General features: G+C 38.7%; 9 protein-coding genes, 1 tRNA gene and 1 rRNA gene. 9 read left to right on the plus strand and 2 right to left on the minus strand.

Features of this window, described 5'->3' with window-relative positions:
* Positions 1 to 9: 9 nt before the first annotated feature.
* The 6 genes from M3204_RS18275 to M3204_RS18300 all read left to right on the plus strand — a co-directional run bounded on the left by M3204_RS18275 (position 10) and on the right by M3204_RS18300 (position 10,576).
* On the plus strand, positions 10 to 885 hold the full coding sequence (locus M3204_RS18275; RefSeq protein ID WP_251485464.1) for a carbohydrate ABC transporter permease: 876 nt from the start codon (positions 10 to 12) through the stop codon (positions 883 to 885).
* 122 nt (positions 886 to 1,007) lie between these two features.
* A complete protein-coding gene (locus M3204_RS18280; RefSeq protein ID WP_251009825.1) occupies positions 1,008 to 1,769 on the plus strand; it encodes a carbohydrate ABC transporter permease in 762 nt (253 codons plus the stop codon).
* Between the two features lie 12 nt (positions 1,770 to 1,781).
* Complete coding sequence (locus tag M3204_RS18285; RefSeq protein WP_251485468.1) at positions 1,782 to 3,059, plus strand: ABC transporter substrate-binding protein; 1,278 nt, start codon at positions 1,782 to 1,784, stop codon at positions 3,057 to 3,059.
* Between the two features lie 66 nt (positions 3,060 to 3,125).
* On the plus strand, positions 3,126 to 6,533 hold the full coding sequence (locus tag M3204_RS18290; protein WP_251485471.1) for a TIM-barrel domain-containing protein: 3,408 nt from the start codon (positions 3,126 to 3,128) through the stop codon (positions 6,531 to 6,533).
* A gap of 18 nt (positions 6,534 to 6,551) precedes the next feature.
* Complete coding sequence (locus M3204_RS18295; protein WP_251485474.1) at positions 6,552 to 8,885, plus strand: glycoside hydrolase family 31 protein; 2,334 nt, start codon at positions 6,552 to 6,554, stop codon at positions 8,883 to 8,885.
* Complete coding sequence (locus tag M3204_RS18300; protein WP_251485477.1) at positions 8,864 to 10,576, plus strand: glycoside hydrolase family 13 protein; 1,713 nt, start codon at positions 8,864 to 8,866, stop codon at positions 10,574 to 10,576. The genes M3204_RS18295 and M3204_RS18300 overlap by 22 nt, the downstream gene beginning before the upstream one ends.
* A gap of 44 nt (positions 10,577 to 10,620) precedes the next feature.
* Here the strand turns inward: M3204_RS18300 and M3204_RS18305 are convergent.
* Both M3204_RS18305 and M3204_RS18310 read right to left on the minus strand, forming a co-directional pair.
* Positions 10,621 to 10,693 (minus strand) — tRNA-Ala (locus tag M3204_RS18305).
* 107 nt (positions 10,694 to 10,800) lie between these two features.
* Positions 10,801 to 11,484, minus strand: coding sequence for an MgtC/SapB family protein (locus M3204_RS18310; RefSeq protein ID WP_251485543.1), 684 nt, complete (start codon positions 11,482 to 11,484; stop codon positions 10,801 to 10,803).
* 166 nt (positions 11,485 to 11,650) lie between these two features.
* Between M3204_RS18310 and M3204_RS18315 the strand changes: the two genes are divergently transcribed.
* From M3204_RS18315 to M3204_RS18325, 3 genes are all read left to right on the plus strand, one after another.
* On the plus strand, positions 11,651 to 12,559 hold the full coding sequence (locus tag M3204_RS18315; protein ID WP_251485480.1) for a DMT family transporter: 909 nt from the start codon (positions 11,651 to 11,653) through the stop codon (positions 12,557 to 12,559).
* Between the two features lie 15 nt (positions 12,560 to 12,574).
* Complete coding sequence (locus M3204_RS18320; protein ID WP_251485490.1) at positions 12,575 to 13,117, plus strand: GNAT family N-acetyltransferase; 543 nt, start codon at positions 12,575 to 12,577, stop codon at positions 13,115 to 13,117.
* 663 nt (positions 13,118 to 13,780) lie between these two features.
* A 16S ribosomal RNA gene (locus M3204_RS18325) occupies positions 13,781 to 13,866 on the plus strand; the annotation flags it as partial.

The following is a 13,866-nucleotide window of genomic DNA, read 5'->3' on the forward strand; positions in this document are numbered from 1 at the left end:
GGTGAGAACATGGTTGGAATGACAAAGAAAAAGACAGCCTTTTGGGTAGCTGTGTTCCTTTTGCCCAATTTAATCGGTTTCTTAACTTTTATCGTTTTCCCGCTTTTATCATCATTAGCCATCAGCTTTACGAACTGGGATCTCATATCCACTATGGAATTCGTCGGTATTGATAATTACAAACACCTAATAGCTGATAAAGAATTTTGGGCAGCGTTTACCCACACGATAACTTTCATTATTGGATATTTACCCTTAGTAATGATTTTCGGATTAGCTTGTGCACTACTGCTTAATCGAAAATTAAAATTAAGAGCCTTTTTCAGAGCTGCTTATTTTTTACCGGTAGTAACATCCTGGGTTGCCGTATCTCTTGTCTGGAAATGGCTTTTTAACCCTAGTTACGGATTAATAAATTACTTCTTATCATTTGTTGGTATTGAGGGGCTTAATTGGCTCCAAGATGAAAGTCTAGCAATGCCAGCTATCATCATCACAAGTGTCTGGAAAGACATTGGATTTGTTATGGTACTCTTCTTGGGCGGCCTACAAAATATTTCAACCTCCTACTACGAAGCCGCAGATATTGATGGGGCAAATTCCTGGAAGAAATTCTGGAATATCACCCTCCCGCTTTTGACACCTACGACATTTTTTGTAACCATCATCTCTTTGATTAACTCATTCCAAGTTTTTGACCAGGTCATGATCATGACTGAAGGAGGCCCTGGCGGAGCTACAAATGTTCTAGTTCAAAACATATACAATCACGCTTTCCGGTATTTTGAAATGGGCTACGCTTCCGCAATGTCATGGATTTTATTCATAGTCATATTTGTGATTACTTTGATCCAGATGAAAATGCAGAAAAGGTGGGCGGATTGAACATGGAAATGAATACGGTTACAAAACGATCAACTGTCCTTCAGAAAGATTATCAACTTACAAGTCTAAGGATATTTAAAAAAGGTTTACTGTACATCGTTTTGATCTTAGGTGCAATCGCCATGCTGCTTCCTTTTCTATGGATGATTTCTACTTCATTAAAGAATCAAGGAGCAACAATGGTTTTTCCACCACAGTTTATCCCTGATCATGCAACCTTCCAAAATTATAAGGATGTGACTGGGGCATTCCCGATGCTTCACTTTTTGGGGAATTCCTTGTTAGTTGCGGTTCTGACAACTTTGGGCCAACTGCTTTTATGTTCTATGGCAGCTTATGCGTTTGCCAGGATGCAATTTTGGGGCAGGGACAAACTTTTCCTATTATACCTGGCAACAATGATGGTTCCAGCACAGGTCACCATGATACCCCAGTTTATTTTAATGAAAAACTTTGGATGGCTTGATACATATCAGGCATTGATCGTCCCTGGATTGTTTAGTGTTTTTGGAACCTTTTTGTTAAGGCAGGCGTTCTTGTCGATTCCGAAGGAACTTGAAGAGGCAGCCTTCATGGATGGTGCCAACCATTTTTCAATATTCTGGCGTGTAATCATGCCGTTATCTAAACCAACACTCGCGACGTTAGGCATCTTTTCATTCATGCAATCTTGGAACAATTACTTATGGCCACTTATTGTAATTAATGATAAAAGCTTTGCTACTTTGCCGCTAGGATTATCTCTTCTGCAAGGGAGGTGGGAAACGAATTGGAACATGATGATGGCAGGCGTAGTCATTAGTGTTTTGCCAATACTTGCAGTCTATCTATTTGCGCAGAAGTACTTTATTCAAGGAATGACAATGAGTGGAATGAAAGAATAATAAGGGGGAATTATGATGACTCAGAAAAAGCTTGTTTCGGCTATTGTTCTACTATTTATGCTTACTTTTACTGTATTGGCAGGATGTTCTGATTCGGAAAAGAGCTCTGGAGACAGCAAAGATGAAAAGGTAACAATCAATTACTTTACCTTTTCACCAGGTACTGACCATGAAAAAGACCTACAGGACATGATCAGTGCTTTTGAAAAGCAAAATCCAAATGTGAAAGTAGATTATGAGATTGCTGCTTATGATGATTATTTCACGAAGCTGCAAACGATGATTGCTGGCGGAAAAGCACCGGATGTATTCGAGCTTAACTATGAAAACTTCGTTAGTTATGCCTCAAAGGGAGCTTTAGCGGACCTGTCTAAATACATTGAAGAAGATAAAGACTTTGATCCATCTAAATTAAATCAAGAAGCATATAAAGCTTATCAATACGAAGGAAAGCAATATGGAATGGTGGAAAGCTTCTCAAACGTTGTTACTTTCTACAATAAAGACTTGTTTGATAAAGCAAAAGTGGATTATCCAACTGCAGAATGGACATGGGAAGATGAATTAACAGCAGCTCAGAAAATCACGAACAAAGACGAAAAGGTTTGGGGAACTTATGCACCGATTCAGTTCCATGAATTCTATAAAGTGATTGCTCAAAATGGTGGATCTGTATTCAATGAAGACAAATCAGAAGTAACCATCGATAGCCCTGAAAATGCAGAAGCTCTTCAATATATGGTTGATAAGGTAAACAAATATAAAGTTACTCCTTCCGTAGGAGATCTATCTGGCCAGTCACCAGAAGATTTGTTTAAGAACGGTCAAATCGGAATCTTGCATACTGGAATCTGGATGCTATCCGCTTTTAAAGATGCACCATTCAAATGGGATATTGCACTTGAAGCAGGCAATACACAAAAGGCTCATCACTTCTTCGCAAATGGATTAGCAGTTTCGAAGGACTCAGATGCTCAAAACGCTGCTTATAAATTTGCACGCTTCATGAGCGCTAGTGATGAAGCGGCAGAAATTCGAATTGCAAGTTCATGGGAACTTCCAGCAATCACGAATGAAGAGATTTTAAAGCCTTATCTGGAACAAACTCCTCCAGAAAGCAGGGAAGTTATTTTTGAAGCAATGGATACGCTTGTTTTACCTCCAGTAATTGAAGATTGGAGTAAAATGAGTGACCTGATCACAAAGGAACTAGAAAATGTTGTGAATGGTAAAAAGAGCCCTGAAGAAGCATTGAAAGTTATGCAGGGAGAATTAGAGAAGCTGAAGTAATCAAATCTGGAGAAGGATATCGAGGCATCATCATATCCTTCTCTTCTAACATAAGGGGAGAGACATATGGATTCAAAAGCAATATACAGCAAGCTGCTTAAAGCTCATGTATACCAGTTAAATAATGATTATCCATCCTCGGAAAGAATTCTTCTTAATTATAAACCTCAACTTGATAAAGACAGTATATACCTTATTGCTACCTGGCTATGGAATGTGCAGAACCATTTAAAAGGGACGAATAGTGAGAGCATGAAAGAAGTTAATGTTCAACCTTATTTAACGTTTCTCCAGGAAAATTGGAGAAAACCTTTTGAACGTATTTGGGGAGACGGCAAAAAAGATATTCATGTTTCGAACATTGCAATGGTATATGCGGCATTAACTCAATCCAAAAATAATCTCCAGCAATATGAACTCCAAAAAACAATCACAGAAATCAGAGATTTTGTCTTTGACTCTCTACTTTCTGGGGGTATGTTGCTTAATGCAGTGAATGAACGGCAAATTTCATTGGATATGCTTACTGCAGTTATGCCATATGGATTGTTTTCTCCGGAGGACTTAATTGTGGTCGAAGCAGTTGGTCAAACGGAAAGACAGTTAGCTAGTAAAGCAGGGGTACTTAAAACGATTGAAAGCAAGAAGGAATCTTCTTCAGCAACCGCGCTATTATCATTATATTTTTTGGAAAAGGGCAACTATGAAAAAGCGAATACATATTTAAATTTGGCAAAAAGGTTGATTGAAAAAGAGTCGACAGAGGAATCAGAGCTTGGAAAAGTGATTATTGAAATTATTGAACACTATAAGGTTGATTCAATAGAAGAGTACAAAATTGTACATACACCATATGGCAATCATAACATTTACGAACCACAGCTTACGGAACGCAGTCCTCATGATCCGACAATAGAAGAGCCAGTAACAGTAGCATGCCAGGTCTGGCCTGAGGGAGAAGTTGACACTGTTTTATTGACGTTGAAAACTAAAAGTGGAGAAGCTGCAAAAACAACTGAGTTGACCAAGAAGTATGTTGAGGAGAAAAAAGTATTCATATGGACTGGTACTATTGAGCCTCTGATCAGGCAGGAGACATTCCATTATCAATTCTCAGCGTTTAATGGTGGAAATCTTAAAGTCCAATCGGGATGGTATCCAATCACACCTCTAAAACAACGAGAATTAAAGGAATTCTGCTTGTTTGAAAAGGCTGAGAACGAAGTGGTCTTGTTAGGTAAATATGGAGATAGTTTTTCACTGCAGGTCAATCTTGGATTCAATGAAGATCAGTTTTATATAAACATTGATTCCGGCGCTAGACAAACCTTTATCCGAGAAAGAGAAAGTGAAGATATTACTCTTAGGTCCTTGAATCAAAAATTTACTGTAGAAGTGAAATTAAATCCATTTTCTATTTCTGTTAAAGATACTAACAAAACTCTTTTAGAGTCTCATGATTTCCTTCCTTTCATTGAATGTACCACAGATGAAAACCAGAAAATAAGGGATTTAAAGCTCAATTTGCATACGCCGTCGGACGAACGCTTTTACGGATTTGGTGAAAGATATAATACTGTGGAGCAGCGCGGGAATATTATTGATTGTTATGTTTATAACCAGTATCGCGATCAGGGTACTAGGACTTATATGCCAGTTCCTTTCTATATTAGTTCACTGGGATATGGCTTGATGGTTAATACCAACAGGTACACCCATTTTGACATCGCTCACTCATTGAAGGATGCCATGTCAATTAAGATAAGGATGTCAGTAAAAGAACAAAGCACCTCCATTACTGCATTCTTAGGAACACCAAAAAAAGTGATTGAATCCTACACTTCGAAAACCGGCAAACCAGTATTACCACCTGTTTGGGCGTTTGGACCCTGGATGTCGAGCAACAACTGGGACAGGGATAGCCTGGTTCGCTCAGAAGTGGAAAAAACAAACGATTATCAAATACCAGCGACTGTTCTAGTCCTGGAACAGTGGAGTGACGAAGTCACTTATTACATGTTCAATGATGCCCAATATGATGTGAAAGGTAATGGAGAAAGCCATTCCTTCAACGAAATGAAGTTTCCAGAATGGGGACGCTGGCCAGATCCGAAGGGATTGTTTGAATACCTGCACGATAACGGGTTGAAAGTTCTTCTGTGGCAGATTCCGATTAAAAAATACTTGAACAGGCAAACGCATCCACAAAAAGATGCGGATGAAAAATACATGCTGGAAAATGGATATGTTGTCAAACAGAAAGACGGATCTCCATACAGAATGCCTGAAGGCTGGTTCAAGGAAAGTCTGTTGATGGATTTTTCAAATCAAGACGCCAAAGAATGGTGGTTTAAAAAACGAGAGTATATGCTTGAAATTGGAGTAGATGGATTCAAAACAGATGGCGGGGAATTCGTGTTTGGAGACGAATTGCTGTTTGCTGATGGGAAAACCGGCGATGAAATGCGCAACTTGTATCCAAATGATTATATAGAGGCTTACTACCGATTCGCTAGTGACTTTAAAAGTGGAGATGCAATGACCTTTAGCCGTGCTGGCTATATGGGAGCCCAAAATTTCCCTGCACATTGGGCGGGAGACGAGAGATCGACTTTCGATGCCTTCAAGCGGTCTTTGGCTGCAGGTATTACCTCCGGAATGTCAGGTATTCCGTTTTGGGGCTGGGACTTAGCTGGATTTAATGGTGACATTCCAACGGCCGAATTGTTTGTGCGATCTGCGGCGATGGCGGCCTTCTGTCCAATCATGCAATATCATGCTGAAAGCAAAGGTGAGTTTAATCAGGACCGCACTCCATGGAATATCGCGGAGAGAACCGAGCAAAACATTGCAATTGAAGGATATCGATTTTATGCCAATGTCCGAATGAACTTGCTCCCTTACATTTGGAACGAAGCAAGAAAAACAAGTGAAACGGGCATTCCATTGATGCGTTCCTTGTTTATGGAGAACCCTGAAGATCAACGAGGTGAAGGAGTTTTCGACCAATATTACTTTGGATCTTCTTTATTAATTGCTCCTGTAACAGAGGAAGGTGCAACTACTAGAAAAGTATACTTCCCTGAGGGAACTTGGTTTGACTTCTGGAACGGAAAAAGAATTATCGGTCCAGCATATGAAATAATTGATTCACCTATCGAGCATATTCCTGTTTACGTGAAAGAAGGGTCTGTTATTTTAACAAATGTGGATCGAACGCTTCAATTAGGTTCTTTTGTTTCCAATAATATTACCAGCTATATCAGTCCATTATTAAAGATTTATTTGAAGGATGGTTTATCAGAAAAAATCAATGACCACCTGAATAATCAATGGGGTGTTGAAGTTGTAGAAGAATCGGATAGATGGATAATTTCAGTTAGTGGACCAATAGAGGAATTTGATGTTTATCTTCCTGATGAAGCTAACCCAGAAGGAAAAGCTGTATTTGTAAACGGAAAGAAAAAAGCATGAATACATGGAGGAATGAACGTGTTAGATACAACTAGTTTTGCTATCCTTCCAACCCAGGAAAAGATCGAGGGGGAACCTAAATTACACGTTGGTTCTGTAACCTCTTTTACCTGGAAAGATAATAGGCTTTCAGGCACTAATGAGCATGGCGAGTTTTTGATTTATTTCGCAGAAAAAAAGATTCCAAGGATTATCGTAAATCCTTTCGGAAAAGTGAACTCGGCACCCAGCATTGCTGTTTCACTTAAGCAAGAGCCTCATGAAGCAACATTTTATGAATCAAACGATCATTTAATAATCAGCTGCGGGTCAGTAATGATAGAGGTAGAAAAAGATAATTTTGCTATAAAGGTGTCGAATGGCAAAAAGACCATTTTTCAATCCGCTAGTCCTTCAGCTTTTTATAAAAATAGCGGTGAAGTATTCTTCGATTCATTGATGGAGATAGAGGATGTCTTTTACGGCTTTGGGGAAAAGACCGGCTTCTTAAATAAGAGAGGCTCGAAAATATCCATGTGGAATACGGACGTTTATGCCCCACACAATAAGGACACGGTTGAGCTGTATCAATCCATCCCGTATTTTACTGTCCATAATAAGCAGAGATCATATGGACTTTTCTTTGATAATACATTCAAAACCGAATTTGATACTCAAACCTATTCCAATAAATATAGGATGAGTGCTGCTGGAGGTCAAATTGATTTCTATCTTTTTATAGGTGAGAATTTAAAGGAAATCACCTACCTATACATCGAGTTGACCGGTAAAATGAGTCTTCCTCCAAAGTGGGCGATTGGGTATCACCAGTCCCGCTATAGCTACCGATCAGAAGAAGAGGTATTAGAAATCGCTAATCGTTTTAAACAAGAAGGCATCCCGCTGGATTGTATATTTTTCGATATCCACTATATGAGGGATTATCGCGTATTCACATTTGATAAGGACCATTTTTCTAAACCAGGCAAACTAATCTCTACACTATTAAATGACGGGATCAAAGTTGTGCCAATTGTGGATCCAGGAGTAAAAAAAGATGTTCAGTATCCGGTGTACAAGGAAGGGGTAAAGAAAGGCCTGTTTTGCAAGTACCTTGATGGACAGATTTATTATGGAGATGTTTGGCCAGGGACGAGTGCATTTCCAGACTTTATGAACTCTGAAGCAAGAAAATGGTGGGGAAGTTTACACAAGTTTTATACAGATCTTAGAATTGAAGGTATTTGGAATGATATGAACGAACCGTCTGTCTTCAATGAAAGCAAGACCATGGATCTGGAGGTTATGCATGATGTGGATGGTGATCTAAAACCTCATCTAGAAATGCATAACACTTATGGACTTTATATGAGTAAAGCTACAGCAGAAGGACTTGCAGAACTTCTTCCCGATAAGCGTCCGTTTGTTCTTACCCGTGCTGGATATGCAGGCATCCAAAGATATGCCACTGTCTGGACGGGGGATAACCGAAGTCACTGGGAGCATCTTGAAATGTCGCTGCCGATGATTATGAATCTTGGTATGTCTGGTGTTGCTTTTACAGGTGCGGATGTTGGGGGTTTTTCTTCTGACTGCACACCTGAATTGTTGATTAGGTGGACTCAGGTAGGAGCTTTCATGCCTTATTTCAGAAATCATAGTGTTCAGGACAGTATCCGTCAGGAGCCGTGGGTATTTGGTGAAGCGACAACTGAAATCGTCAAGAAGTATATCAAATTGAGATATACTTGGCTGCCTTATATTTATTCGTTGTTCCATGAATCGTCTCAAACGGGTGTCCCAATCGTACGTCCTCTAGTGCTAGAATATCCGAATGATGCAAACACATTTAATTGCAACGACCAGTTTTTGTTGGGAAGTAATGTTATGGTTACTCCAATCTTAAGACCAGGGGTGACTCATCGTTCTGTCTATATACCAGAAGGAACTTGGTATGATTACTGGACAAAAGAAGTCTATGAAGGCGGAAAGCATTTACTAATTGAAGCTGCATTGGATGTGCTCCCAATATTTATTAAAGAAGGTACTATCCTTGCGATTGGATCAGATATTCAAAATACAACCGAACATCAAAAGATTGAAGTGGAAATTTACGCGGGCAAAAAAGGCGAGTTCAATTTGTATGAGGATGATGGCAGATCCATGGGCTATAAAGAAGATCATTATTCAATTACAAATATACTAACTGAAATGAATGCCGAATGTATGAATATTAAGGTAAACTCAAGCGGCGATTTAACATGGAAAAGCCAAATTGATAAGGTGAAGATATTTGGCTTCTCTGGAGATGTCAGGGTTGAAAATCCATCAGAATTTAGGGAGCCAGAAAAATGGAAAATAGAGATACAGTAATTGATAAGGTTGAAAATGATCAACAGTGGTGGAAAAAAAGCATCGTTTATCAAATCTATCCTAGAAGTTTTTACGATTCCAATGGTGATGGTATAGGAGATATCCAAGGTATATCCCAAAAACTTGATTACTTAAAAGAGCTTGGTGTGGATGTAATTTGGTTGAGCCCAATCTATGATTCTCCTAATGACGATAATGGTTATGACATAAGGGATTATTACCAAATCATGAATGAGTTTGGAACAATGGAGGATTTCGATCAACTTCTGGTTGAAGCTCATCAGCGCGGGCTCAAAATTATTATGGATTTAGTCGTAAATCATACCTCAGATGAGCATTCCTGGTTTGTGGAATCAAAGAAAGGGCTTGATAATCCGTTTAGAGATTATTATGTATGGAAGCCAGGAAAGAACGGAAAAGAACCGAATAATTGGGGGTCGATTTTCAGTGGCCCTGCCTGGGATTATGACGAAAATACAAAAGAGTATTATCTGCATCTCTTTTCAAGAAAGCAGCCCGACTTAAATTGGGAGAATCCAGCTTTAAGAAATGATATTTATAAAATGATGAAATTCTGGCTTGATAAAGGAATTGACGGGTTCAGAATGGATGTCATTAACTTTATTTCCAAGGTACCCGACCTTCCAGACGGCGAAGTGAAAGAAGGTGCATTATACGGTGACGGAGGACCATTTTTCGTTAATGGACCAAAAATACATGAATACCTAAGGGAGATGAATGAAAAAGTTCTCTCTCATTACGATATTTTAACTGTAGGAGAAATGCCTGGTGCGAGTACTGAAGAAGCAGTAATTTACACAAATCCTGAAAATAAGGAAATTAACATGATTTTTACCTTTGAACACATGGGCTTAGATAGCGGTCCTACTGAAAAGTGGGATTTAAAGTCTTTAAATCTTGTTGATTTGAAAGAAAACCTGTCGAAATGGCAAACCAAATTACAAGGCACTGGTTGGAATAGTTTGTATTGGAACAACCATGATCAACCTAGAATTGTTTCTCGATTTGGCGATGATCAAAAGTACCGAGTGGAATCTGCCAAGATGCTTGCGACTTGCTTGCACATGATGCAGGGAACCCCTTATATATATCAAGGTGAAGAAATCGGGATGACTAATGTGAAGTTCGAATCAATAGAACAATACCAAGACGTCGAGACGTTAAATATGTTTAAAGAAAAACATTCATTGGGAGTTCCAACAGAAGATATTATGAACTCTATTTATGTAAAAGGCAGGGACAATGCCAGAACTCCTATACAGTGGAATGATGATGCTCATGCTGGATTCACAAAAGGAACTCCGTGGATTGAAGTAAATCCACGCTATAAAGAAATCAATGTAGAAGCAGCGCTTAAAGATAAAGATTCAATTTTTTATCATTACAAGCATTTGATTTCTCTTAGAAAGAAACTGGAGGTCATTACAACAGGTGACTTCAATCTTATATATAAGGATCATCCACAGATTTTTGCATATGAGCGAAGAAGTGAGGATGAAAAGCTTATTGTGCTGTGTAACTTTAGTAAGGACGAAATTGTAATTGAGGACCAGGATACATTGAAAGATATCGCGAATTCAAAGCTAATTGTTCAGAACTATAAAGAAGTGAAGTTAAGTATATTAAGGGCCTATGAAGCATTAGTATATTATCAAAAAGATAACGAATAACGAAAAAAGCAGTAAAACCAAATGGTTTTACTGCTTTTTAAAAGTGGAGAATAGGGGGCTCGAACCCCTGACCTCAACGCTGCCAGCGTTGCGCTCTCCCAGCTGAGCTAATCCCCCGTATCTAAATCGATAAGGTACAAGAAAGATTATATCTCCAACTCAAAGGACATGCAAGATAAAATTTACTACTAATTGAAAAAAAGCCGCAACTCCAGCGGCTTTTCCTACAAACCTTCAATTTCGACCCGGTTGATTCCTTCGATTTCCGATACAGCTTCGTATACATCCGTTGTCTTTCTCCTGAAATCGACTGTCACGATCAGTTGTACAAGCTGGTTTCCTTCTGCTAAATCTTTGATACGCACGTTTTTCAAAGCGATTTTTTCGGACTTGATCTTTGTGATAATATCAGCGATGCTTTCTCTGCCAGTCACATTGAATTGAAGACGTATTTCCTTCTCGCGTAACTGTCTTGGACCAATGAAGGTCATCAGGAACGGTATAAACTCAACACTGACAATTAGCAATGCAACCCCGGCTATTGCCTCCCAATAGAAGCCTGCACCCACAGTAATTCCTATTCCAGCTGCACCCCAAATCATTGCAGCTGTCGTTAGGCCTGAGATCGTATCGTTTCCTCTTCTTAAAATAACGCCAGCTCCAAGAAAGCCGATACCCGAAACGATTTGTGCAGCCAAACGGAGAGGATCCATTGTGATATTTACATCTTCATCGCCTGGAAACATGTAGGCGGATTCACTGGATACAACTGTTAAAAGGCAGCTGACAATCGAGATGACCAAACTGGTCTTCAGTCCAACCGGTTTCCTCTTTATCTCTCTTTCAAGCCCGATTACAAGGCCCAAAAATGCAGAGATGCCTAACTTTATTAAAATTTCCATATCCATAGAATAAAGCATGTGATCTCCTGCCCCTATTAAGATGTATTTACTTTCCCTGATTAAAGTGAAATAAACTCTTTCTAACGAAGAATTTTAATAAATTTAAGATAAAAAACCATTTTCATTGTAAAATACATATATTCAAATTGTTTCATATAAAAGGAGAATAGAAATGGAAGCACCTAGAGTAAATCCTTACCTTGCTGTTGCGATTGGTGTAGTGGCTGTTTCAACATCGGCGATTTTAGTTAAAGTATCTTCTGCTCCATCAGGGGTAATTGCCTTTTATCGGTTATTTTTTTCAGTGTTATTTATGCTGCCGGTGTTTCTTATAAAATATGTTCCTGAACTGCGTCTTATTACGAAACGGGATTGGGTATTTTCGGGGGTATCAGGTGTGTTCCTGGCTTTTCACTTTATCCTCTGGTTCGAATCGTTAAACTATACGTCGGTGGCGAGCTCGACTGTACTGGTCACACTTCAGCCATTATTCGCGTTTGCAGGAGCCTATATGTTCTTTAAGGAAAAAATATCTGCAAAGGCAATCCTGAGTGGGATTATCGCAATTGCGGGAAGTGTCATCATCAGCTGGGGTGATTTTAAAATTAGCGGCAGTGCCTTGTTTGGCGACTTTTTAGCAATCGCAGCTTGTGCCCTAGTCACTGTATATTTACTATTCGGGCAAACCGTCAGAAAAAGAATGTCCCTAATAACATACACATTTATTGTCTACATGATTAGCACGATCACACTGTTCTTCTATGTACTAGCAGTTGAAGAGTCTTTCTATCCCTATGGAGCAAGTGACTGGGTTTATTTTATCCTTCTTGCCTTAATTCCAACTTTGCTTGGACATACATTGTTTAACTGGTCAATCAAATGGCTTAGCGCCTCGATTATCTCAATGGCAATCCTGTTTGAACCTGTAGGAGCAACTGTCCTTGCATATTACCTGCTAGGCGAAAACGTTATTTGGACACAAGTCGCGGGTGGGTTAGTTGTTATTGCAGGCATAACGTTATTCTTAGTCGATGAAAGAAAAATGAATATGAAAAAACGAGCAGAAATAAATTCAATATAAGGGAAGGGGATATACGTGCAAATAAGAAGGGCAACAAAAGAAGATGCTCTAGGAATAGTCAAGGTTCATGTGGAAAGCTGGAAAGAAACATATGAGGGCATCATTAGCCAAAAATACTTAGATTCTTTGAAAATTGAGGATAGGAAACCCTTGTGGGAAAAAAGCTTGGCTGAAACGGCCGATATATCTCCTGTTTTTGTCGCGGTGAATCCTGCTGGAGAAATAGTGGGCTTTGCTTCCTTTGGAAAGGAACGGACAGGGAAGTTTAATGCAGATGGTGAATTATACGCTATTTATATTCTCAGAAAGTATCAAAGAGGAAAACTGGGATCGAAACTTATACAGGCAGGCATTGAAGAATTACTCGAGCAAAATTATACTTCCTTGCTGGTATGGGTGCTTGAGCAAAATGGCAGCCGTATGTTCTATGAAAGCCTGCAGCCAATTAAGGCAGGGGAAGAAATAGTGAAGATTGCCGGGCAGGAATATGTAGAGCTAGCTTATGTATGGAATGATTTGAAATCACTCAAACAAATCGTTCTGGAAAAATTGAATTAAGTAATTTTGAACGATGGGAATTGATTATAAAAGATGATCTATGAAAAAATCCCCTTAAAGGGGATTTTTAAATGAATAAGTATGTGAACCTTGAAAATAATAACGCACTTATTATAGTTAGAATAAAAGTTCCTCCATATACCTTTCCTTCAGCGTTCGCTATTTTTATAGCTTCAATATAAGAAAAGCTAAATAAAAATACTGCCATGAACAGGGATAGATATAGTGCAAAAGATTGAAGCAAAGATAATCACCTCGGTATAGTTAGTCCAAATCATTATATGAGTGAGAAGAAAATTTATTAACAAAAACTCTTTAATAGGAAGAAATACGGAAAAAATTATAAAAGTAATTGCTTGTGAATATTTCTTTTAAAATTATATTGCAAACATATTTTATCCATGGTATATTTAATCTCGCTTCAGAAAAACAACATTGATTTTAAAAAAACAACTTCGATTCTTATTGAAAGAAAAATAAAAAACGATGTTGACAATAATAAATCAACGTGTTATATTAATAAAGTCGCTTCTGGGCGACAAGATAACTAAATTGCTCTTTGAAAACTAAACAAACAAGCGTCAACAAACAATAAATGATCATGGCTTCTATTATAGAAGATCATGAGCCAACGTTTTAACTTATGAGCTAACTCATAACTCTTTATTGGAGAGTTTGATCCTGGCTCAGGACGAACGCTGGCGGCGTGCCTAATACATGCAAGTCGAGCGGATCTTCATTAGCTTGCT

Source organism: Mesobacillus subterraneus (assembly GCF_023715485.1).
Taxonomy (GTDB): Bacteria; Bacillota; Bacilli; order Bacillales; family Cytobacillaceae; genus Mesobacillus; species Mesobacillus subterraneus_B.

Coding starts and splice junctions, on each gene's coding strand:
- M3204_RS18315 (WP_251485480.1), top strand. CDS start 11,651: ATGGAAGCACCTAGAGTAAATCCTTACCTTGCTGTTGCGATTGGTGTA.
- M3204_RS18310 (WP_251485543.1), bottom strand. CDS start 11,484: ATGGATATGGAAATTTTAATAAAGTTAGGCATCTCTGCATTTTTGGGC.
- M3204_RS18290 (WP_251485471.1), top strand. CDS start 3,126: ATGGATTCAAAAGCAATATACAGCAAGCTGCTTAAAGCTCATGTATAC.
- M3204_RS18275 (WP_251485464.1), top strand. CDS start 10: ATGGTTGGAATGACAAAGAAAAAGACAGCCTTTTGGGTAGCTGTGTTC.
- M3204_RS18285 (WP_251485468.1), top strand. CDS start 1,782: ATGATGACTCAGAAAAAGCTTGTTTCGGCTATTGTTCTACTATTTATG.
- M3204_RS18280 (WP_251009825.1), top strand. CDS start 1,008: ATGCTGCTTCCTTTTCTATGGATGATTTCTACTTCATTAAAGAATCAA.
- M3204_RS18300 (WP_251485477.1), top strand. CDS start 8,864: ATGGAAAATAGAGATACAGTAATTGATAAGGTTGAAAATGATCAACAG.